General features: G+C 56.5%; 14 protein-coding genes and 5 pseudogenes. 9 read left to right on the top strand and 10 right to left on the bottom strand.

Features of this window, described 5'->3' with window-relative positions:
- Window positions 1-37 precede the first annotated feature (37 nt).
- Window positions 38-1557, top strand: a pseudogene (locus JCM25354_RS16050) (YifB family Mg chelatase-like AAA ATPase).
- Here JCM25354_RS16050 and metC read toward each other — a convergent pair.
- Window positions 1544-2767, bottom strand: a complete 1224-nt coding sequence (gene metC, locus JCM25354_RS02355; RefSeq protein ID WP_025884820.1) for a cystathionine beta-lyase — start codon at window positions 2765-2767, stop codon at window positions 1544-1546. The pseudogene JCM25354_RS16050 and the gene metC overlap by 14 nt on opposite strands.
- 13 nt (window positions 2768-2780) lie before the next feature.
- On the bottom strand, window positions 2781-3623 hold the full coding sequence (locus JCM25354_RS02350) for a sulfurtransferase (protein ID WP_025884819.1): 843 nt from the start codon (window positions 3621-3623) through the stop codon (window positions 2781-2783).
- 93 nt (window positions 3624-3716) lie between these two features.
- Here JCM25354_RS02350 and JCM25354_RS02345 point away from each other — a divergent pair, with 93 nt between their 5' ends.
- Window positions 3717-4769, top strand: coding sequence for an AI-2E family transporter (locus JCM25354_RS02345; RefSeq protein ID WP_025884818.1), 1053 nt, complete (start codon window positions 3717-3719; stop codon window positions 4767-4769).
- Entirely contained in the window at window positions 4769-5497 is a 729-nt protein-coding gene (locus JCM25354_RS02340; RefSeq protein WP_025884817.1) for an endonuclease/exonuclease/phosphatase family protein, read from the top strand. The genes JCM25354_RS02345 and JCM25354_RS02340 overlap by 1 nt, the downstream gene beginning before the upstream one ends.
- Here JCM25354_RS02340 and cls read toward each other — a convergent pair.
- On the bottom strand, window positions 5481-6899 hold the full coding sequence (gene cls, locus JCM25354_RS02335; protein WP_025884816.1) for a cardiolipin synthase: 1419 nt from the start codon (window positions 6897-6899) through the stop codon (window positions 5481-5483). The two genes, JCM25354_RS02340 and cls, sit on opposite strands and share 17 nt — an antisense overlap.
- Before the next feature lie 129 nt (window positions 6900-7028).
- On the opposite strand from cls, the gene JCM25354_RS02330 reads away from it, so the two are divergent.
- Window positions 7029-7757, top strand: coding sequence for an arginyltransferase (locus JCM25354_RS02330; RefSeq protein WP_025884815.1), 729 nt, complete (start codon window positions 7029-7031; stop codon window positions 7755-7757).
- 14 nt (window positions 7758-7771) lie between these two features.
- Here the strand turns inward: JCM25354_RS02330 and parC are convergent.
- Window positions 7772-9992, bottom strand: a pseudogene (gene parC, locus JCM25354_RS16045) (DNA topoisomerase IV subunit A).
- A 227-nt stretch (window positions 9993-10219) separates the two neighbouring features.
- Between parC and JCM25354_RS02320 the strand changes: the two are divergent.
- Both JCM25354_RS02320 and JCM25354_RS02315 read left to right on the top strand, forming a co-directional pair.
- Window positions 10220-10933 (top strand): bacteriorhodopsin, encoded by a 714-nt coding sequence (locus JCM25354_RS02320; protein WP_025884814.1) that lies wholly within the window; start codon window positions 10220-10222, stop codon window positions 10931-10933.
- A 16-nt stretch (window positions 10934-10949) separates the two neighbouring features.
- Window positions 10950-11876: a Brp/Blh family beta-carotene 15,15'-dioxygenase gene (locus tag JCM25354_RS02315; RefSeq protein WP_025884813.1), complete on the top strand. Its 927-nt coding sequence runs from the start codon at window positions 10950-10952 to the stop codon at window positions 11874-11876.
- Here JCM25354_RS02315 and recO read toward each other — a convergent pair.
- The 3 genes and pseudogenes from recO to rpsB form a co-directional block, all read right to left on the bottom strand.
- Complete coding sequence (gene recO / locus JCM25354_RS02310) at window positions 11844-12620, bottom strand: DNA repair protein RecO (RefSeq protein ID WP_025884812.1); 777 nt, start codon at window positions 12618-12620, stop codon at window positions 11844-11846. The genes JCM25354_RS02315 and recO overlap by 33 nt on opposite strands.
- A pseudogene (gene tsf, locus JCM25354_RS16040) lies at window positions 12617-13557 on the bottom strand (translation elongation factor Ts). The gene recO and the pseudogene tsf overlap by 4 nt, the downstream one beginning before the upstream one ends.
- Before the next feature lie 104 nt (window positions 13558-13661).
- A pseudogene (gene rpsB, locus JCM25354_RS02300) lies at window positions 13662-14443 on the bottom strand (30S ribosomal protein S2).
- A gap of 359 nt (window positions 14444-14802) precedes the next feature.
- Between rpsB and JCM25354_RS16035 the strand changes: the two are divergent.
- From JCM25354_RS16035 to JCM25354_RS02275, 3 genes are all read left to right on the top strand, one after another.
- On the top strand, window positions 14803-15450 hold the full coding sequence (locus JCM25354_RS16035; RefSeq protein ID WP_199899887.1) for a response regulator transcription factor: 648 nt from the start codon (window positions 14803-14805) through the stop codon (window positions 15448-15450).
- A gap of 555 nt (window positions 15451-16005) precedes the next feature.
- Window positions 16006-16854 (top strand): sensor histidine kinase, encoded by an 849-nt coding sequence (locus JCM25354_RS21275; protein ID WP_159103431.1) that lies wholly within the window; start codon window positions 16006-16008, stop codon window positions 16852-16854.
- Window positions 16855-17373: 519 nt separating this feature from the next.
- Window positions 17374-17715, top strand: a complete 342-nt coding sequence (locus JCM25354_RS02275) for a hypothetical protein (protein WP_148301345.1) — start codon at window positions 17374-17376, stop codon at window positions 17713-17715.
- A gap of 91 nt (window positions 17716-17806) precedes the next feature.
- Here the strand turns inward: JCM25354_RS02275 and dnaE are convergent.
- From dnaE to JCM25354_RS02260, 3 genes and pseudogenes are all read right to left on the bottom strand, one after another.
- A pseudogene (gene dnaE / locus JCM25354_RS16025) lies at window positions 17807-21225 on the bottom strand (DNA polymerase III subunit alpha).
- Between the two features lie 44 nt (window positions 21226-21269).
- Entirely contained in the window at window positions 21270-21953 is a 684-nt protein-coding gene (locus tag JCM25354_RS02265) for an ABC transporter ATP-binding protein (protein WP_025884806.1), read from the bottom strand.
- Entirely contained in the window at window positions 21946-23193 is a 1248-nt protein-coding gene (locus JCM25354_RS02260; RefSeq protein ID WP_025884805.1) for a lipoprotein-releasing ABC transporter permease subunit, read from the bottom strand. The genes JCM25354_RS02265 and JCM25354_RS02260 overlap by 8 nt, the downstream gene beginning before the upstream one ends.
- Window positions 23194-23195: the final 2 nt, after the last annotated feature.

Raw genomic sequence — 23195 nt, 5'->3', positions numbered from 1 at the left:
TAATCGTTAGGAACAGAGAAATCTGTTCCTGACATTAGTGGGTGCCGTGTCCGCTTCATCATCGATCGCCCGTATCCAGAGCTTTGCTTTCGCGGGAATCGACGCCATACCGGTCACAGTCGAAATCCAGATATCATCGGGCTGCCCGCCTTCATTATCGTGGGCCTGCCGGATAAAACTGTCGGTGAAGCACGTGAACGTGTGCGTGCTGCTCTGGCGGCACTTGGTCTGGCCCTGCCGCCCAGGCGCATTCTGATCAATCTGGTTCCCGCCGACCTACCGAAGGAAGGCTCCCATTTTGACCTGCCCATTGCGCTCGCCATCATGACGGCCATGGGGATCCTTTCTTCAGAGGCCCTGAGTGCCTATGCAGCTATTGGCGAACTTTCCCTTGATGGCCGCCTTCAGGCTACCGGGGGAGTGCTCTCCGCTGCACTGGAAACGATTGGTCTGCAACTCGGCCTGATCTGCCCGAGATCCCAGGCGCAGGAAGCCCGCTGGGCAAGCGATGCCCTTGATATTCTTGCCCCCGAGACACTGCGCGGTCTTCTTGCCCATTTCAACGGCGACCACGTTCTGACACCCCCTGAACTTGAAACCGTGTCAGCCTCCCCTCCTGTAGCAGATCTCGCAGAGATCAGAGGGCTGGAAACAGGACGTCGTGCGCTGGAAATTGCGGCAAGTGGTGGTCATTCCCTGCTCATGACCGGACCGCCGGGTGCAGGAAAATCCATGCTTGCCCAGTGCCTGCCTTCCATCCTGCCCGAGCTCACCCATGAGCAGATCCTGGAGTGCAGCCGCATTCACAGTCTTGGTGGTCAGGCTGCTGGCAGTGTGCTGGTCACCCAGCCACCATTTCGTGCCCCCCATCACTCGACCACCCTGCCCGCTCTTGTTGGAGGCGGATCCCGGTCCAGGCCGGGTGAAGTCAGTCTTGCCCATAACGGCGTCCTGTTTCTGGACGAGCTGCCCGAATTCTCGCGCGCCTGTCTCGAATCCCTGCGCCAGCCACTGGAAACCGGCTCAATCACCGTTGCCCGTGCCAGGCAGACTGTTCTTTATCCGTCGCGCTTCCAGCTCATTGCAGCCATGAACCCCTGTCGATGCGGCTATCTGGGCGATACCACTCGATCGTGCAGAAAAGCCCCCAGGTGTGGGGAAGATTACCTAGCACGCCTCTCCGGTCCGATGCTCGACCGGCTCGATCTGTCGCTGTTCGTCACGCCGGTCTCCCCCCTTAACATGATTACCCTGCCACCGGGGGAAAGCAGCGCAAACGTACGTGCACGGGTCTGTGCCGCACGGGCACGGCAAATCGACCGTCAGGGTGTTCCCAATTCACAGGCAGACGCAACGTCCATTACCCTGAGTACGGAAGCACGCAACCTCATCTCCCAGGCAGATGAACGGCTTCGCCTCTCAGCGCGTGGTCTAACCCGGCTGCTTCGTGTCAGTCGCAGCATTGCCGATCTCGACAATGCTGACATTGTCAGCGCCCCGCACATAAGCGAGGCACTTGGCTTCCGGCTTCGATCTCCCCTCCCTAGCCAGCAATAGAAGCCCGCAGTACTTCAAGACCACCTTCAAGATCAGCAATCAGATCATTGGGATCCTCCAGTCCGATATGCAGTCTGAAGCTAGGCCCCTCCGGCATCGCGTCAGGCAGGGAACGCCGCACACCACCTGTCGTTGGCAGAACGAGACTTTCATACCCTCCCCAGGACGCACCAATACCAAACAGCGCCAAAGCGTCGATCATATCGCGCATGGCAGATACGGAGAGGTCGGCTCGCAGTTCGACGCCGAACAGAGAACTGGCTCCCTCGAAATCCCTCAACCAGAAATCATGACCGGGGCATTCCTCGAAAGCAGGGTGCAATACACGCGCAACTTCCGGCCTGCCGCGCAGCCATTGAGCCACCAGCAAAGCAGATTCTGCCTGACGCTCCAGACGCACAGCCATCGTGCGCAATCCACGCAAAGTCAGCCAGCATTCATCAGGTCCGGCGAGCTGACCGGTCTGGATGGCGGCATCCCGCAGATCTTTCCACAGCGCACCATCGGATACGGTAATGGCACCGGCAATAACGTCCGAATGACCTGCCGGGTATTTGGTGAGAGCCTGTATCGATACATCCACCCCATGGCGGAAGGGCTGGAAAATACCTATGCCCCAGGTATTATCGAGCATCAGCAGCGCGTTACGCTCATGAGCCACGCGAGCCAGCATCGGTACATCCTGAACCTCGAATGTATGACTGCCCGGACTTTCGGCGAACAGGACCCGCGTGTTCTCACGCATCATGCCGATAATCGTCGCTTCATCAGCGAGGGGGGCATAATAACTTGTTTCTATTCCCATACGGGCGAGCATGGTTCCTGCAAAGCGCCTTGTCGGACCATAGACGGAGTCCGGTAGCAGAAGATGATCACCGGCATTCAGAAAGGCCAGAAGCGCAAGGGTACAGGCGGCAAGTCCGGAGGAGACAACCTGGGTATGTGTTCCCCCTTCGATCAGCGCCACAAGTTTCTCAAGCTCGTGCTGGACGGGCGATCCCATGGCGCCATAGACAAGCTCATGGTCATGGCTGCGCAGCCCCTGTTCCTTCATGGCCGCGAGTGACGGGAAAAGTACCGTCGACCCTCGCGTCACCGGAGCATTCACAAAACCTCCCTCTTCAGGGGTTGGTTCGGGGCGGCCACTCTGCACCAGAAGGGATGACAGGCGCTTCCAACCGGAAGCAACCCGCTTAGCGGTGTTTTCCACTCTCTTTTGTCTCCTAAGAAACCTCGATCGGCGTCATGGGATCACTGCCCCACTCCGCCCATGACCCATCATAAAGCTGACCCGGCGCCAGTCCTGCCACACGCAACGCCATGGTGATGGTGGCCGCTGTAAGTCCGGAACCACAGCTGGTAATGACGCGGCACTGTCCAGCGCCACGATCCTGAAAACGCGCCAGAAGTGCCTCAGGCTGCAGAAAGCACCCCCTTTCATCCAGCAACTCGCCGAAAGGCAGATTCACGGCACCGGGCATGTGACCGCCACGCATGTTCGGCCTTGGCTCAGGGGCGACGGCGTCAAACCGCGCCTTGCTGCGTGCATCAAGAATGATCGTGGCCGGATCGATCAATGCAGCCAGAACATCACCTTTGCCGGCAAGCATTGCATAGGTTGTGCACGGAAAATAATTTTCCTGCACGGGGCCGGCAGGTTCAGGTACCTCGCCGGGATCATGTCCGTCACGAACAAGTGCCTCCAGACCGCCATCAAGTACATGAACGGCATCATGGCCGAACAACGAGGCCATCCAATGGGCGCGACATGCCCCGATGCTGCCTTTCTGATCATAGAAGATCAGTCCGGTTTCACGGCCAATTCCAAGGCTTTTCATGAAAGTCGCGAATAACCCGGCTCCTGGTACCATATGCGGGAGAGGACTGTCCTTGTCGCATATCTCGTCAATGCGGAAACGATCGGCTTTCCGGAACGCTAGTTCCCTGAACGCCCTTTCCATATCCCCCTGTTGACCGGGAAGAAGGATCGAGGCGTCGAGATAGCGGTATCGGCGTGGAGGAAGCGCCATGAGGGTCTGGACGTCAATGAGAGGTGCCGGCGTCATGAACGGGCCTTGCAAGAAAGGACGAGACCCGCACGATAGCAGGCAGAAAGATAATCTGGTCAACTGCTGCCAGAAAGTTCTACGGGAGATTCTGTGACGACCGAACGCATCATGCTTGGTTTGCTGCTCGTGGGCGTAGCCTATGGCTGCGGCGTCGTATTATGGCCGTTTCTCTCTGCCATTCTCTGGGGCGCCATTCTCACATTCACAACATGGCCACTTTTCAAACGCCTGCGTCGCCACATGCGGCCCTCTCTTGCGGCGGTTGTAATGATGACATGCAGCGCCGTTGCCATCGTCATGCCGCTTGCCCTTCTGACTTCAACAGGACTGGCTGATCTGCCGCTGATCATTGCAGGCGTCAACAACGAGATAGAAGCACTCAGCCGTACCCATCCGGCCCCTGACTGGCTGATCTCGGTACCAGCGATCGGTCCACAACTCTCAAATGCCTATCTGCACTGGAGCCACGATGTCAAAGGGCTGGGCGAAGCACTCCATCCCTATGCCGGGCAGATTGCCCATTATGCTCTCAAGGCCCTGATGCAGATGGCGAGTGGCCTGGCAGAGCTCGTGATGGCCCTGTTCATCGCCCTGTTTTTCTGGATCAGCGGAGACTCCCTAGGAAGGGTTATCCATGCTGTTCTGACGCGCATCACGGGCAACTATGCCGACCGGCTGATCACGATCATCGGCGGGGTGATAAGAGGAACCGTTTATGGCATTCTGGGCACGGCAATCGTTCAGGGCGTACTGACCGCGATAGGCCTGTTCATTTCCGGTGTGCCTGCGCCTGTATTGCTGGGCGGCGTGGCTGCCTTTGTCGCAGTGTTACCGGTCGGCGCCCCGCTCGTCTGGGCACCTGCCGCTATCTGGCTCGCCATGCACCATCATCTCGGTTGGGGCCTTTTTCTTGCCGGATACGGCATCATCTTCATTTCAGGCGCAGATCATATCATACGTCCCGCCTTTATCGCGCGTGGTGCACAGCTCCCTTATCTCCTTACCGTTCTGGGTGTGCTTGGCGGAGTTGTCACGTTAGGTGGACTAGGCATTTTTCTTGGTCCGGTATTGCTTGGAGTCGGCTATACACTGACGACGGAATTTGCTCGTGGCGCCTATCAGACTGAAAAGAAACTGCAGTAATGAGCCACTCCCTTGCTGATCAGAACATACTTTCCGAAAGCGGGAACGTTCCGCAGATTGGCCAGAGTTTTACCATTCTGAGCTGGAACCTGCTGCGCGCCGTAGGCGCCCCGCTCGACGAGGTGGTGGCACTCGCCAGAAATGTAAAACCGGATATCTTCCTGATGCAGGAAGCCATTGGCGCGTTCGATCGACTGCCGGAGATAATGGGGGGGTATTATGCCCGTATTCCGTTGCCCGATCGCATACATGGCACGGCATGCTGGAGCCGGTTCCCCTTTGCGCGTGCACCGGTCTCCTGCGCCCTGCCCTCGGGGCTCATGGTGCGCCGTACGGCTCAGCTGATCGATTTCGGCTCCTTCTCGATCGCCAATGTCCATCTCTCCCACGGTCAGATCCTGAACAGACGGCAGCTGCGCCATGTTGCGCCCATGCTCCGGCATCACGCGCTCGTTATGGGTGACTTCAATCTTGTCGGTCCTGCATTGATGCCGGGATTTCAGGATGTTGGCCCAAGAGCACCAACCCATCGCATGGCCGACATGCTTCCAATACGAATCGACCGCTGCATGGTGCGGGGAATGACCGCTCTGGAGACCGCTGTTCTGCCCAACCAGAGCTCGGATCATCATCCGATAAAGGTCAGACTCAGACTCGAGGCTCCCGACCGGCACAGCACGTTTTTCCAGCGTCTGAGACAGAAGCAGCGTCTCAGAGATAAGGGCTGAATAACCTTACCGCAGCATTTCTGATCTTTCGGGTGGTACTGACACTGTCAATCGCATGATGCGTCAGGCGCCTTGTGCGGTGCCGCTCCATAAACGCATTGAGCTCCTGCGCGACTAAGTCGCTATAGATTTCAAGATTGATCTCGAAATTCAGTCTCAGGCTGCGCGCATCGATATTGCTGCTGCCGACAAACGACCATGCTTCATCCACAACAAGGAGTTTAGCATGATTGAACGGCGGACGACTCATCCATACATGGCAGCCAGCTGTCAGAAAGGGCGCCAGGCTGGCATCACGCGCATAATCAATCAGACGATGGTTACTGCGTCTGGGGAGAATGATATCGATTTCCACACCTCGCAGCGCCGCGAGGCAGAGTTCAGAAACCAGACGTTCATTAGGCAGAAAGTAAGGCGTCATCAGACGCACCGACCGGCGGGACAGCGCGATAGCCTGCAACATCGAAAATTCGATTTTCTCCAGATCATTATCTGGCCCGGACGTCACGACTCTCATGGGAATATCGCCCTGACGCTTCAGTTCAGGAAAATAGATCTCCCCGTCAAGCTGCTCGCCGCAGGTGAAGGACCAGTCACTGGCAAACGCCTCGGTAAGCTGATGCACCACCGGACCTTCGAGCCGGAAATGCGTATCGGCAACTGGATGTTTTGTTCGCAGACGGCGCAGGTTTTCCTCACCTATGTTCAGTCCGCCCATAAAACCGATCTGTCCGTCAATGATCAGTATCTTGCGATGATTACGAAGATTGATAAACGGCATTTTCCACGGCAGAAGCGAATGCATGAAGCGCTGACAGGCGATACCACGACGATGTAAGGCCCTGACAATCCCACTGTAAAAATATCCGCCGCCAATACCATCCACCAGTACGCGCACCTCAACCCCTCGCTTCTGAGCGGCCGCAAGAGCTTCGACAAACTGATCGCCGATCCGGTCTGCCCTGAATATATAGGAGCAGAGCAGAACCGAGCGACGAGCCGAGGCAATATCTTCCAGCATACGCGGATAGATATTATCGCCATCATGCAGACAGGTAACCGAATTACCGCCCAGAAGAGGACGCTCGGTCAGTCTGCCGACCATCCGGGCCAATGGTGCGAAATCGCCCTTCATGCGGTAATGGGCGTTATAGGCCAGACCACGACCCCGCCAGCGGTGATCATTGACCAGACGTCGCGCGAGACGTTGAACACGATTGATACCGAACATGAGATAGAGCAGCGCGCCGCAGACAGGCATGAGCCAGCTCACACCGATCCATCCTGCACATGCTGCTGTATTCTGTTTCGTTCTGAGAACGTGAAGCGTCACCGTCACTGCAAGACTGAGTCGCAATACGAGCATGAAATAGTCAAATAGCGTAACAGGCCAGGTCATCATTCATAACGTTAGCGTATTCTCTCGAAATTCAAAGGGTGCGATCTTGCAACGCCGAATTTCGTCGTAAATTATGCAAGGATGGAGTGTGATCGCTCGGATACGCCCAACATTGTGAAGGAGAGGGACAGGATGGTCATGTCTGCACACCGTCCTCAGCTTTTCTACACCACAGAACCCTCGCCCTGCCCCTATCTGCCAGGGCGTACTGAACGCAAGGTGATGACCGAACTGAGCGGTGTCGACGCCGACCTGCTCCATGACAGACTCTCGCGCGCCGGTTTCCGGCGCAGCCATGGCATCGTTTACGCACCAGTCTGCAGTAACTGCCAGTCCTGCATCCCGATCCGTCTTCCCGTTTCCGGTTTCCAGCCGGATCGTACCATGCGTCGCATCCGTCGGAGCCATGCTGATCTGACTGTTGTGGAACGCCCGATCGTCGCCACGCTCGAGCAATATGACCTTTTTCGCTCCTATCAGGAACAACGTCACAGCGATGGCGACATGGCACTCATGGGGCTGGACGATTATCAGGCCATGATCGAAACGAGTCCGATCGAAACCAGTCTTTTCGAGTTCCGCACCAGAGAGGGCCGACTTGTTTGCGTATCACTGATAGACATGCTGTCAGACGGGCTTTCAGCCGTCTATACCTTCTATTGTCTGGATGATCCGCAACGCTCGTACGGTACGGCGTCAATTCTCTGGCTGGTCGAAGAGACAGCAAGGCGTGGCAAACCCTATCTCTATCTGGGCTACTGGGTGCCAGGCAGCGCCAAGATGGGCTATAAATCACGCTTTCAGCCAGCCGAGATCCTCAAGGCGGGGCAATGGCAACGCCATCCCCCTCAGAAACCCTGACCTCACAAAAGGCGTCAGCTCCGGGTGACCGCCTTGCGTGTCATCCATTGCGGCGCTGCCTTGCCCTGATCGGCTCTCTTGCCTGAAATCAGGGCAAGATCTGCTGCATTACGTGGCTTCTGCCCTTCATGCCACACCAGTCCCTCCTCGCTTGAAAAAACGCGCAGATCGACGAGACGCTGACCAGGTGGCAATTTCTGTATGGTTACCCCCATACCCTTGGTCATTTCCGGCAAGGCCGATACAGCGAAGGAAAGTGCTTTTCGGTTACTTCCCATGGTAACGACCTGATCGCCGGTAAGGGCAACACAGAATGAGGCACGATCACCATCCGAAGGGTCAGTACCTGTTTACCCGTCCGTTTTTCTGCCGCCATATCGACATCACGTATGATCAGACCACGCCCGCTCTCACTGGCAAGGATATGACGTCCGTTTTCATCAAGCACAAAAAACGCAACGATGTCTTCGTCCTGAGGCAGATCAGCCAGTACGCGGATCGGCTGGCCGAAACCGCGCCCACGCGGCAGGTCGGCCGCCTTGAGCGTAAAGACACGACCCCCGCTCGCCAGAAGACACAGGCGCTCCGTGCTCTGACATTCGAGCGAAAGTCCGAAGGCGTCACCTTCCTTGAACTTGTGACTCTCAGGATCAATGCCATGTCCCTTTACCGCTCGCACCCAGCCTTCGCGTGACAGGAGTACCGTCAGCGGTTCACGATCGACCTGAATGGCAACACTCAGATCTATGGGTGCAGGAGGTGCCGCAATCTGCGTACGACGGGCACCAAGTGCGCCATCACCAAACCTGATTGCAGTCGCTTCGAGTTCCTTGCCGATACGGGTCCAGCGCTTGCGCTCGCTGCCAAGCAATCCCTGAAGACTCGCCTTTTCCTTCAGAAGCGCATCACGCTCCTTGCGGAGCTCGATTTCCTCCAATCTGCGCAGTGAACGCAGACGCATGTTCAGCACATATTCTGCCTGAAGATCTGTCAGGCTGAAAACGCGCATCAGTTCCGGCTTGGGCTCATCGCTCTCGCGAATGATCCTGATGACCTCATCAAGATTGAGATAAACTGCCAGAAAGCCTTCAAGAATCTCCAGGCGTCGTTCAACGGCAGCCAGACGATGGGTCGAGCGACGAACCAGCACGATCTCACGATGGTCGAGCCAGGACTGGATAACTTCACGCAGTCCCATAACCCTGGGCACGCGATTGGCATCAAGCACGTTCATGTTGAGGCTGAAGCGGCTCTCGAGTGCCGTAACGCGGAAAAGCGTTTCCATCAGCACTTCGGGCTCGATTCCCTTGGTTTTCGGCTCGAGAACAAGACGGATATCCGTCGTACTTTCATCGCGTATATCCGCGAGCAGAGGCAGTTTCTTCTGCTCCATCAACTCGGCAATCTGCTCGATCAGACGCGCTTTCTGCACCTGATAGGGGATCTCGTTTACAATAACTGTCCAGGTCCCGAAACGCCCCTGCTCAACCTCCCAGCGTGCTCTGGTACGAAAGCTGCCTCGCCCCGTCTCGTAGGCGCTGCGTATGCTCTGCGCCTCTTCGATCAGCACTCCACCAGTCGGAAAATCCGGACCCGGCATATACTGCATGAGCGCTTCGACAGACGCCTTGGGGTCATCAATCAGATGGCGTGCGGCACGGCAGATTTCTGCGGCATTATGCGGTGGTATGGACGTAGCCATACCGACGGCAATACCCGCTGCCCCGTTGGCAAGGAGATTCGGGAAAGCACCTGGCAGGACAACAGGCTCTGCATCCTCGTTGTCATATGTCGGGCGGAAATCGACAGCATCATCCTCGATCCCTTCCAGAAGCGCCTTTGCCACTTCCGTCAGACGGGACTCGGTATATCGCATGGCAGCCGCATTATCGCCATCGATTGAACCGAAGTTACCCTGCCCCTCGACAAGCGGGTAGCGCACAGCAAAATCCTGAGCCAGACGTACCAGTGCCTCATAAACAGCCGCGTCGCCATGGGGATGGAATTTACCGATAACATCACCAACTACCCGGGCACATTTCTTGAAGCCCGAACTGGGATCCAGTTTCAGTTGCTGCATGGCATAGAGTATGCGCCTGTGGACCGGCTTCATGCCATCACGCACATCCGGCAGGGAACGCGCATGATGGTTGACATCGCATAGGCGATATATCGCTCGCTCAACGCATCAGCGAGTTTCGTATCCTCGATATGTCCTGCCAGATCCTGACTCATCTCACGCCCTCTTGTTTCAGGCAGATAAGGCGGTGCCCCGGACAATGTCCAGTGCAAATACCCCGTTTTTGTTCTGGTTTCTGCCTGAAGCGTCCAGACAGTTATCTCTGGTCCGGAAAAGACCTGCAGATCGAAAAAGGGACCCAAAAGATCGGTCAAGATGGGAAGTTCTACAACTTTTGTGTCAGGACTCGTTCAGCAATCTCTTCTCTGCGTGAAAGATAGCGATGATGACCCAGACCGTTCTATGGCTGACTGCCCTGATCATGTTTGCCGGAGGGACGGCGCTCCTCCTGCTCGGTAAACGACGTACGGAAACCGAAGGGGTCATGAGCCTCTCGCACGGCATAGTGCCCATCATCGCCGGCTGCCTCTATGTGGCTATGGCTACCGGTCAGGGTGCCCTGCTCCTCCCCACCGATGCCACTCTGGCAGGAGCGGCCAATACAACGCGTATCTTCTGGTTCGGACGGTACATCGACTGGCTTTTCACCACACCGCTCCTTCTCATCGGCCTTGGCTGCCTGGGGATGTTCCGCGGACGCAAAAGAACTGACCTGCTTCTCGGTGCCGTAGCAGCCGATATCATCATGGTTATCACGGCTTTCGCGTTCAGTGCTTCAGAGAACGTCATCAGCCGCTGGATCTGGTTTATCTTGTCCTGCATTGCGTTTCTGGGCGTCTATTATGTCATCTGGGTCTCGCAGCTTCAGGCCAACCGGCTTGAACTGCCTGCAGTGCAGGCAGCGTACAAACGCAGCGCTGCAGTTCTGTCTATCCTCTGGATGGTTTATCCGGTCATTCTCGCACTATCCCCCGACGGGCTTGGTCTCGTGACTGACTCCGCCAGTGTTCTCGTCATTGCTGTGACAGATGTTCTGGCCAAGGTCGGATTTGGTTTCCTCAGCCTGTCTGACGACCGGAAACTGACGACAGTCTGAGACAGGAGGGGAAGTCTTGCTCACAAGGCCTTCACCTCTCTCCAACCGCCTGTTCGAACAGACCTACTGGAGTCTCGCCATTTCTGGTGCGATGGCTTCACTCTGGCTGGGATCTCCCCTACCTGCTCTCGCCATGATTGCCATCTTTGGTCTCCCCCATGGGGCTCTGGATGGCGAGATGGCGAGAGAGATACTTCGGCACCGCTTCAGATCCTGGTGGTTCCCTTCATTCGCCCTGCCTTACCTGTTCCTTGTTGGCATGGTTCTCTGGTGCTGGCATGTCTGGCCCGTGGGAACGCTGAACGCGTTTCTGGTTCTTTCTCTTTGCCATTTCGGGATGGAAAGAGAGGCTGGAAATATTTCACCTGCATCCGTACTGGCCTGGGGTGGCGCGCCGCTCATTCTGCCCTGTCTTTTGCGCCCTGATGCAACAGCTGCTCTGCTGAGTACCATGGTGCTGCCAGAAAGCCTGAGCTCACCACCGCTATGGCTTGTGACACTAGCCCCTCTATGGATAGCATCTGTCGCTCTCGACCTGGCTACCTGCCAAAAGGATACAAGACGACACCATCTGTGTTTGATGACCGGCCTGGCTATCATATTCTGGCTATGCCAACCGTTGCAGGCATTCATGCTCTATTTCGTGTTCATCCATGCACCCGCCCACATCAACACCCTGATAAAAGATATACGATGGAGCCGTATCGCTTCATGGCAGACAGCCCTGCTGCATGCTTTGCCTCTTACCCTCGCAACCGGGATGATTGCACTGGCTCTGTGGCCGTTTTTTGCGGGATCCCATGAGATGCGCAGTGTCCAGATTACTTTTCAGCTCCTTGCTGCCCTGACTCTGCCCCACATGATCTTCGAGCGGCTTGTCACTTTTTTCTACAGACGACTTCCTGTGTCATCAGAGGGCACTATCCTCGTGACTGATTGCTGAAACCGGGCACATTGCTCTAATCCTGGCCTCAAGTCTTTCCCTGGATGCAGGCACAGGGCGGTGGCGTGTACCAAAGAGATGACGGGAAAGAAAATATCCGGTCAAAGACAGGCCCTGCGCCCAGAGCGCAGGATTATCAGCACCATCATCATTTCCATCCGGACGCAGATAATCAGGGAGTGGAAGAAGACGGTCGATCCATTGCCCTGCCCCGCTTTCGCTCACGGCCCGCCCGGTCCTGGGGGAAACGTAGCGCAGATTTTCTCTGTCGCCGGTAACCGCACAGCAATCAAGCGTCAGACCATAACCCAGCGTTGCGAGTAATGCCGCTTCCCAGCGGATATAATCGATAACAGGAGCGGGGTCGCTCAACACGCAAAATGCCGTCAGATCGCGCACAGTGCGCAGAAAAAAATCCGGATGAGGCTCACGATCAGGCAGCGCAGCATCAGCCAGCTCTGCAGCAGACTGAACAAGAGCTAGTTGCAAGGGGCGATCCAGAAGCCTGACGGCTGTCTCCTGAACCATTTCTCCGCCAAGTTGCCCCAGTTGATCAGCAAGTCGCGCAGTATAACGGGCAAGAATGAGATTACCCGGTTGCCAGAGCGCAGCCTGACGCCGTGACGAACCGCCACGCACCAGACCGGCTATGCGGCCATACTCTTCAGTGAAGAGATGGACCACTGCCCCGCCCTCGCCGTAGCGGCGGGCGGAGAGGACGATCGCGGCACATTCAAAATTCATGTACCGCGCTCGATTTGTTGCCTGATCAGATGATCAGCGCCAGCAGCAGCAGCCACTTCGGCAGCAAAATCGCTGGTTTCCTTCTCGATGCCTTCACCGAGCTGGAAGCGTTCGAAAGCGACGAGCTTGGCACCGGCCTTCTCGACAACCTTGGCAACGCGCGTCTCGCGTCATGAACCCAGACCTGCTCCAGAAGAACCACTTCTTCATAGAACTTGCGGATACGACCTTCGATCATTTTTTCGATGATGGCTTCCGGCTTGCCGGACTCACGAGCCTGCTCGATCAGAACCTGGCGCTCACGCTCCAGGGCTTCCGGATCGACGCTGGCCACTTCGAGGGCGGCCGGCCGGGTTGCTGCGACATGCATGCCGATCTGACGACCCAGCGTCAGAAGCGCTTCGGATTCCGAAGGGGCTTCGACAGCGGCCAGAACGCCGATCTTGCCAACACCCGGACGCAGTGCGCCATGGACATAGGACGCAACGATGCCTGAAGGAACGGTCAGAACCTTGGCACGACGCAGCGACATGTTCTCACCGATCGTGGCGATCAGATGAGTCAGCTCTTCTGCAACAGTACGGCCCGTAGGCAGCTTTGCCTGTGACAGGACTTCGAGATCGTCACCGGCTTCAAGCGCAGCATGGGCTACGGACTCAACAAAAGCCTGGAACGCCTCGTTACGGCCCACAAAGTCGGTCTCGGCATTGACTTCGACCATAGCGGCCTTGTTCTTGCCAGAAGCAACCGCCACAAGGCCTTCAGCCGTGGTGCGGCCGGACTTCTTGGCAGCCTGCGACAGACCCTTGGCGCGCAGCCAGTCGATGGCAGCGTCCATGTCGCCAGCGGCTTCTGTAAGGGCCTTCTTGCAATCCATCATGCCAGCGCCGGTCTTTTCGCGCAGCTCACGAACGAGGGCAGCAGTGATTTCCGCCATGTTCCATACTCCTTCAGGAATGAAACGGCGCGCCGCAGCCTTTCAGCCGGGCACGCCCAAAATAGTCAGATGCCGGGAGAGCCCGGAAGCTCTCCACACGCAGATCAGGCTTCAGCCGGAGCTTCAGCCGTCGTTTCCTCAACAACTGTCTCGACCGGCAGTTCTTCAGAAGCGCCGAAATCAACGCCTGAAGCAGCCATTTCAGCCGAAATGCCGTCCAGAACCGACTGCGCCACGAGGTCGCAATAGGTGGTGATGGCGCGGATGGCATCGTCGTTGCCCGGAATCGGGTAGGTCACGCCAGCCGGATCAGAGTTGCTGTCGAGAACAGCAATAACCGGGATACCGAGCTTGTTGCTTCTTCAACCGCCAGCTTTTCCTTGTTCGTGTCGATCACGAACAGGATGTCAGGCAGGCCGCCCATTTCCTTGATACCACCGAGCGAGCGCTCAAGCTTTTCGCGGTCACGGGTGATGTCGAGAATTTCCTTCTTCGTCAGACCATGCGTATCACCGGAGAGCATCTCGTCGATCTGGCGCAGACGCTTGATCGAACCGGTGATGGTCTTCCAGTTGGTCAGCATGCCGCCAAGCCAGCGGTGGTTGACGTAATACTGGCCACAACGGGTTGCGGCTTCAGCAACGTGCTCGGCTGCAGCGCGCTTGGTGCCAACGAACAGCACGCGCCCGCCACCGGCAACCGTATTACGAACGGCCTGAAGGGCGCGGTCGAGCAGGGGAACGGTCTGCTGCAGATCGATGATGTGAACCTGGTTGCGGATACCGAAGAGATACGGTGCCATCGCCGGGTTCCAGCGGCGCGTGTGGTGACCAAAGTGAACGCCGGCCTCGAGCAGCTGACGCATGGTGAATTCGGGCATCGCCATGATGCAAATTCCTGTTCTTCTGGTTGTGCCTCCGTATGACATCGCGCGCTTTCGCGTGCACCAGAGAGTCTGTCGTCATACGTGCGAATTGCCTTACCCTCTCCCTCAGGCAGAACCGGAGGAAAAGTCAGACGGGCGCGATATGGCTTTTTTTTCCGCAAAAGGCAAGCCGCAAGCACCGGCTGGATAATGAATCACGCATATGCCGGAGGTGAATTACACGAGCGCGTGTGATCCTCGCTTGTTACTGCAATCCGGCTCTGTTAGGCGCTCCGCTGCACATGTGGCCAGTACGCCCCACGCTTTGCAGGTTTGAATAATGCCTCCTGACCAGACCGACACCATACGGAATACAGCCCATGCGTATCCTGCTGATTGAAGACGAGCTGGACATGGCTGCTCTCGTGATCAGAAGCGTCCAGGAAGCCGGATTTGCCGTTGATTGCGCGCATTCACTGGATGAGGCCACAGAGATGCTCGCCCTCGCTTCTTATGCGCTCGTTCTTCTTGACCGTCGCCTGCCGGATGGAGATGGTCTCAGCCTGATCCGCACTGTTCGTGCACAGCAGCCCGGTGCGCCTGTCATTGTGCTCTCAGCCCTTGATGCCGTGCAGGATCGTGTGCTCGGCCTGAACAAGGGTGCTGATGATTATCTTGCCAAACCTTTCGATATGGCGGAGCTGCTTGCACGGGTACGGGCAGCATTACGCCGACCGGGCGCAGAGGATACGCCTCCCATGATCTGCGGTCGGGTCGGATTTCATCCTTCAACACGGGAAGTAACGGTCGACGGAGTCCCTGTCACGCTCAAGCGACGCGAGCTTGCAGTACTGGAAACACTTATACGGCGTGCCGGGCGTGTTGTCAGACGTGAAACCCTGATTGAAGAAGTATATGGCTTCGATGACGACGTCCAACCCAATACTCTTGATGCACATATATCACGCTGCGCGTTCGTCTGGCCGTTTTGGAGGCGGGTATCGCCATTTTCCCCGTTCGCGGAGTAGGTTATCTGCTGGATCAATCCTGAAATGTGGGTTCCCCGTTTCACCTCTCTCCGTATGCGCATTACCGCGCTTCTGCTTGGAGTACAGGTCACATGCGTCCTTCTTATTGTCTTTCTGCATCCATTTTTCATTCCTGACAGCAGCTATACTGATATCGCCGACATTACGACCGAAACGCTTATCCAGAAATCTCTTACACGCAACGTGTCCGGCGAACTTGCAATAACGCCGTCGCCAGCGCTGCTTCGTTACGCCTCCTCTCGCCCGTCACTGACCTATGCAGTATCAGATAGCAAAGGTCATATTGCCGATGGATCAGATCATTACCTGAGCGAGATACTGACACAGATAGCATCGGTGCAACCCGATGTATCACAGGGCTTTATTGTAAGCCGAACCGGGAAAGGTCAAATATACATTGATTCAGTATCGACGGAATTCGGAAAAATAAGTATAGCAACTGCAGGAAATTCATTTGGAGTATCTGACTTATCAAGTTTTTTCCTTCTTTTTAGACCAGAGCTATTCGCAATCTATGGCCCGTTATTTATTGGCATGATCATCTCACTGCCTTTGCTCATTGTCTGGGCACTGCGTCCCCTCAGTCTTGTAAAACGTGCCGCCGCTTCTATTGATCTGCATCATATTGATCATCCGCTTCCCACGGACAAATTGCCGAACGAACTTCGCCCAGCAGTCGAAGCAATCAACGCCGCTCTTGAACGTATTTCAGTCGGATGGCAGCAACAACATTTCTTCATGGCAAATGCTGCTCATGAATTACGAACGCCCGTTGCCATTCTTCAGGCACGGCTTGATCTTATCAAACTCGATAATGACAGCAGAATGAATCTCGGTCGTGACGTTCATCGTCTACGCCTTCTGGTCGATCAGCTTCTGACCATTGCTCGACTTGATCATCAACAGACAGCTTCTTTTACAACACTTGATCTCGTGGATCTTCTACAGGAAGTCATCGCGGATTGTGCGCCCTATGTCTTACGCAGTGGACGCTCAATCGATTTACAGACCCGTATGACGCAATGTGTGCTCACAGGGGATCGTGAGGCATTACGAAGCCTCATCATGAACCTTGTCGATAATGCCACGAAGGCCGAGCCTCAGGGCAGCACCATCAATGTGATGCTGGAATATACGTCCGGGCTGGCCATAATCACGGTAGCCGATCATGGACCGGGCATTGAGGTTGAAGATCGGCACCATATCTATGAACCGTTCTGGCGCAAGGATCATCATAAACCCGGGACCGGTCTGGGTCTGGCAACGGCCAGAGATATCGTGACTTTGCACGGTGGCAATATACAGATCCATGAAACACCAGGTGGAGGGAGCACCTTCAGGGTTGAGCTGCCTGTCGGGTCAACGGATCAGGAATATCAGTAAGGTTTTACTGCAAGCATTAAAAATTCAACAGGAAATCACGCCGTCAGCTTCGTGCAATGTCTGTCCTCTAAATCTCTCAAACGCCGGGCCCCTGACGACGCCTCTGTCGTCACCCCCTGCTGAGAGGCAAGACCGTGATGATGCAAGAGCGCATGATTTCGACGCGACAATCAGGGACAGTAAACCTGGTCGCTCATCAGCTTTCTCAACACATGCCCTCAGGGAATTTTGATCTCGCATGTGTAGGCGACCCTATCCACATCAAGACAAGAAATACCATTTACCATACCAATCCGGCGCGTCCGGGTACTGCCGGCAACGGGGCATTCAGTCTGATTGTCTCATGGCGAGACGCGGCAAACGAAACTTTCGGACGCACCATACTCAAGCTCGCAGCTACCCTGCGTGATCTAAAAAGAAACTGAACGGCAGCACCGTTCGACCATATGGAAACCAGGCAGCATGCCACCTGTACGATCACGCTCAACCGTGTTCCCTTCGTCTCGCCCACGACAGACCTTGACGCGTTGGCTCGAGAACGAATCACTCTATCCGGCAAATCGCAACCAGATATCCAGCATCCCGGCCATCACCCGTCATGACGGGATGGCATTTCTGTATCCATCAGAGAAGGAAAGCAACGAGCCCGGGGATCAGGCACTTACCGGCCATTGGCGCCCCTTTTGGCGCACAGCCATGTCGCGACGTGCCACAAAGCGCATAATCCGTTTTCTCAGGATTATCTTGCTGGTGATGATTGAAATCGCGCAACTGCGTCCTGTTTCCGCAGCTCTGATTCTCACTATTGAAACACGTCTGACAGAACTCCTGGGAAAACGGGACCTTGGCAGAGACGCGTGAACAGATCTTCAGGCAAGAATCCGATCCCGGATGCATGAAATATCTCTCGTTCACTCTCCTGCCGTGGTGACATTGCGGTCAATTCTGCCGGTCACAGATGGTCAATGCGTGATACGCCCTTGATCATGCGCAACTGTTCACCCAGCCGGGGAGTAACGGGGAAGCTGCCATTCAGTGTGACTTCGACTGCTTTGGTTTCATCAACTGCGGGCACGAGGACAATCCTGCCCCTTCCCTTGCCTTGGCCAGTCAGAAGATCGCGCACTTTCGTCACGGCTGAGGCCTCGCTGATCCAGACACGCATCTCCGAGCTTTCCTGAGCCGCGGCCTTTTCCAGATCTGTCACGTCGGTCGCCGTGATACGCAGCGCATCACCTTCCAGCTTGAGATCAGCCGTCACCATCACGGCCTGACCCGCCACGAGCAGGTCACGACAGCGCGACAATACCTCTGAGAACAGTGTTACTTCACAACCACCTGTTGCATCGGACAGGCGCACCCAGGCCATCTTGCTGCCACTCTTGGTCGGACGCTCCTTCTTGTCGACTACACAGCCGGCAATACGTACACGATAGGATCCGTTTTCAGCAGCTGTCATGAGGTTCTGGGAGGTCAGCACATTGGCTCGCTTGAGCACTGAGCGATAGGCGTCGAGCGGATGGGCCGACATGTGAAAGCCGATCGCCTCTGCCTCAGCTGCCAGACGCTCGAATTCGGGCCAGTAAGGAGCACTGGCAAGACGCAGCTCCTCAGGCTCGGTAGCGGCACCAAACAGGCCAATCTGACCCGACGCGGCCTCCTGCGCCTCGGATTGAGCCCGGCGCATGATGATTTCCGAACTGGCGAAAACGATATGACGCGGCTTGTCGAGTGAATCGAATGCCCCTGCCTTGGCAGATTTTCGATCTGTATCTTGTTGAGCTGTCTGGCGTCACAGCGTGAAGCCAGATCAGCGAGACTGGTAAAAGGCTTGTCACCACGTGCATCAACAATGGCCTGCATGGCTGAAAAACCCACACGCTTGACCGCAGCCAGCGCATAGCGGATGGCCCAGCTGCCATCATCCTGTTTTTCGAGCGAGAAATCGGCTTTTGAACGATTGATGTCGACAGGCAGCACCCTGATTTTCATCCTGCGCGCTTCCTGACAAAGCGAGGCAAGCTTGTCGGTCTTTTCCCGCGCCAGCGACATACACCCGGCCAGGAAGGCCACCGGATGGTTCGCCTTCATCCAGGCCGTCTGATACGACACCAGCGCATAGGCGGCGGCGTGGGATTTATTGAATCCATAATCGGCGAAGCGGGCCATGAGGTCGAACACCTCGGCGGCTTTTTCCGGCGTAATGCCCCGCCCGGTCGCACCCTTGACGAAAATCTCGCGCTGCGTATCCATTTCCGCGCGGATTTTCTTGCCCATGGCACGACGCAACAGATCAGCCCCACCGAGACTGTACCCGGCCATTTTCTGCGCGATCTGCATGACCTGTTCCTGATAGACCATGATGCCATAGGTCTCTGACAGGATATCGCGGATCTCCTCATGAGGCGGCTCCCACTCTGCGCCATGCTTGCGCGCGCAGTAATCGGGGATATTTGCCATTGGCCCCGGCCGGTAGAGCGCCACCGCCGCAATCAGATCCTCAAGCCGGGTCGGGCGCATCTGTTTGAGCACGTCACGCATGCCCGCACCTTCGAACTGGAACACGCCGCCCGCATCGCCGCGGGCCAGCATGTCATAGGTCGGGGCATCATCGAGCGGCAGCGTTGCGAGGTCGACCTCAATACCCTGCTGCGCAATGAAATTGATTCCACGCTTGAGAATGGTGAGCGTGGTCAGACCAAGGAAGTCGAACTTTACCAACCCGGCCTGTTCGACGAATTTCATGTTATACTGGGTGACCAGCATATCGCTCTTGGGATCGCGATAAAGCGGCACGAGCTCCACGAGTGACCGATCACCGATCACCACACCGGCGGCATGGGTGGAGGCGTGACGATACAGACCCTCCAACTGCAACGCGATCTCCATGAGGCGACGCAGCGCCTCGTCATTATCGCGCATCTCCTGCAAACGCGGTTCGCCATCGATCGCCTGTTTGAGCGTCACGGGCTTCGCCGGGTTGTTCGGTATCAATTCCGCCACACGATTAACCATGCCGAAAGGCAGACCCAGCACACGCCCGACATCACGCACGGCCGCACGCGCCTGAAGCTTACCGAAGGTGATGATCTGCGCCACGCGCTCACCCCCATATTCAGTCCGCACATAACGGATCACCTCGTCACGCCGGTCCTGACAGAAATCGATATCGAAGTCAGGCATCGAGACGCGCTCGGGGTTGAGAAAACGTTCGAACAGCAGATTGAAGGGCAGCGGGTCGATATCCGTGATAGTCAGCGCCCATGCAACAAGAGAGCCGGCACCCGATCCACGCCCCGGCCCGACCGGAATGTCATGTTCCTTGGCCCATTGAATGAAGTCAGCCACGATAAGGAAGTAACCAGGGAAGCCCATACGGGCGATAATGCCCAGCTCCATCTCCAGCCGTTCTTCATAACGCGTGCGCGTTGCCTCGTCGGCATTCATGCGCTCCAGACGCAGACGCAGCCCGTCCCGTGACATGGCCCGAAGCGTCTGCTCCTCGGTCTCGCCCTCATGGACCTTGGGACAGACAGGCAGAAGCGGAGGACGTGTCGAAACTTTCACCGCGCATCGCTGCGCGATCATGAGCGTGTTGTCACAGGCTTCAGGCAGATCGGCAAAAAGCGCCTGCATGGCATCCGGAGTCTTGAACCAGTGTTCCGGCGTGACACGCCACCGTTCCTGCTCAGCCATTGTACGCCCCTGCGCGATGCACAGCAGCGCATCATGGGCTTCATGCATGGCCGGTTTGGAAAAAAAGCACTCATTGGTCGCAACGAGAGGCAGGCCAAGCCGATCCGCCGCCGCAATCATTCCCGGCTCGACCGCCCTTTCCTCTGGCAGACCGTGGCGATGCAGCTCAACAGCCATGTGTTCGCCAAAGCTTGCCTGCAAACGACGCAGCAGCGCCATAGCCTCGTCTTCCTGCCCCTCAGCCAGAAGGCGAAAGAGCGGGCCACGCGTACCGCCTGTTAGGAGGAACAAACCATCAGAATGATCACAAAGCGTTTTAAGCAGAATACAGGGATCAGAAGGATCACCCTTCAGGAATCCCTCAGAAGACAGAAACTGCAGATTAGCGAGACCAGCGTCGTTGCGCGCCAGCGCCACCATGGGTTCCGAGGCCGCCCCCGGCTTGTCACTGCGTGACGGCAAGGCAAGCTGACAACCAATGATCGGCTGCACGCCCTTGGCGCTGCAATATTGCGAGAATTCGAGCGCGCCAAAAAGATTGCCCGTATCAGTCAGTCCCACTGCAGGCATGGCCGATTCGGCAGCGAGTGCCACCATATCGGGGATGCGTATCGCCCCCTGGCTCAGCGAATAGGCGGAGTGATTACGAAGATGAACAAAGCGGGCATGGGACATGAGGCGAGATGTATCAGACCCTCCTCATGGCTTCATCCCTTTCTTTATTTTGCGACGATCTGACCGTTGCGCAGTGTCACCACGCGATCCATGCGCGAGGCAAGTTCCTCATTATGCGTGGCAATCAAGGCGCCTACATTCTCGCTTCGTACAGCATGGAGCAGTTCGTCGAACACAGCGTCAGAAGTATGCACATCGAGATTCCCCGTTGGTTCATCGGCCAGAAGCAGCTTGGGACGATTGGCAAGAGCCCGTGCAATGGCCACACGCTGTTTCTCCCCCCCGGAAAGCTTGCCGGGGAGATTGTGCAGACGATGCGCAAGACCAAAACGCGTCAACAGATCGGTTGCACGTGCTTTTGCCTCACGAGGTGATACCCCTGAGATATGCTGAGGAAGCACCACGTTCTCCAGAGCAGAGAACTCGGCCAGAAGATGATGGAACTGATACACAAAGCCGATCTCATCGCGGCGTATCTGCGTGCGCAGCGTATCGCTTAACGCGCGCGTTTCCCGCCCTGCAATACGGACAGCGCCTTGCTGAGGCGACTCAAGCAGACCTGCAATATGCAACAGTGTCGATTTACCCGTGCCACTCGGAGCGACCAGCGCCACGATCTCGCCGGGAAACAGGTCGAAACCCGCCCCCTTGAGAATTTCGAGAGTCTCATCACCCGAACGAAAATGCCTTGTCACGCCCTCAAGGCCGAGAACAGGTGTTTCACTCATGGCGCAGCGCCTCGATAGGATCGGTTTTTGCCGCTCTCCAGGAGGGATAAAGCGTGGCAAGGAATGAAAGAGCCAGCGCCATGACCATCACCTCGATGACCTGCGACCAGATCAGCTTTGCAGGCAGATGTTCAAGGTAATAGAATTCCGGATTGAACAGGCTGGTGTGGGTCAGATGCTCCACACCATGCTGAATGCGCTCGATATTGAGGCAGAACACCACCCCGATGCCGAAGCCGATCAGCGTGCCTGAGACACCTACTGAGGCGCCGCACATCAAGAAGATACGCATGATCGCCCCGCGGCTCGCCCCCAGCGTACGCAGCACAGCGATATCGCGCGTCTTGTCCTTGACCATCATGATCATGGACGAGATCACGTTGAAAGCTGCAACAAGGATAATGAGTGTCAGGATAAGAAACATCACATTCTGCTGCACCGTCAGAGCGCCAAGAAACGCATTGTTGCTCTGTGTCCAGTCCATTACCCGCAGTCTGGGATCATCCAGACGTTGGGCAATAGCCCGCGTGACCGGAGCCACTTCGAGCGCATCTTTTGTCGCCACTTGGATAAGTGATACGGCGCCCGGCATCATGAGAAAGCGCTGAGCCGATTCCAGAGGCATGAGAATGACGCTGGTGTCGTAATCATTGACACCGGCATCAAACACCATTGCCACATGATAGGCACGTATGCGCGGCATGGTACCAAAGGGCGTTGCACGGCCATTGGGTGAAAGAAGGGTGACCTTGCTTCCGACACTCAGGCCAGCACGTGCAGCCAGAGTAGCGCCCACGGCTATGGCATCATCCCCCTGGAAATCGGAGAGTTTACCCTCGATCACCGTATCGCTCAGCGCATGCAGGTCGCGCAGATCACCCGGCGCAATGCCGCGTACGACGCCACCCGTCGAATAGCTGCCAGCATCGATCAGCACCGTGCCTTCTGCCATAGGTGTGACACGGGTAACGTTTTTCACGCCTTTGATGGCCACCACATCATCCTGATAATTGGTGATGCTGTGACCGGCGCTGAAAATATTCAGATCACCATTCAACCCGAGCACCCGGCCCATCAGATCAGCGCGAAAGCCGTTCATCACCGCCATGACGATGATGAGCGTTGCGACGCCCAGTGCGATGCCAATCAGCGAGAAAATGGCAATGATGGAAACGAAGCGTTCCCCGCGACGGGCGCGCAGATAGCGCCCTGCCACCACGCGCTCGAAGCGATTGAACATGA

Origin of the sequence: Asaia prunellae JCM 25354 (genome assembly GCF_000613885.1) — a bacterium.
Classification (GTDB): domain Bacteria; phylum Pseudomonadota; class Alphaproteobacteria; order Acetobacterales; family Acetobacteraceae; genus Asaia; species Asaia prunellae.
This window is presented reverse-complemented; position numbering and strand designations above follow the sequence as displayed.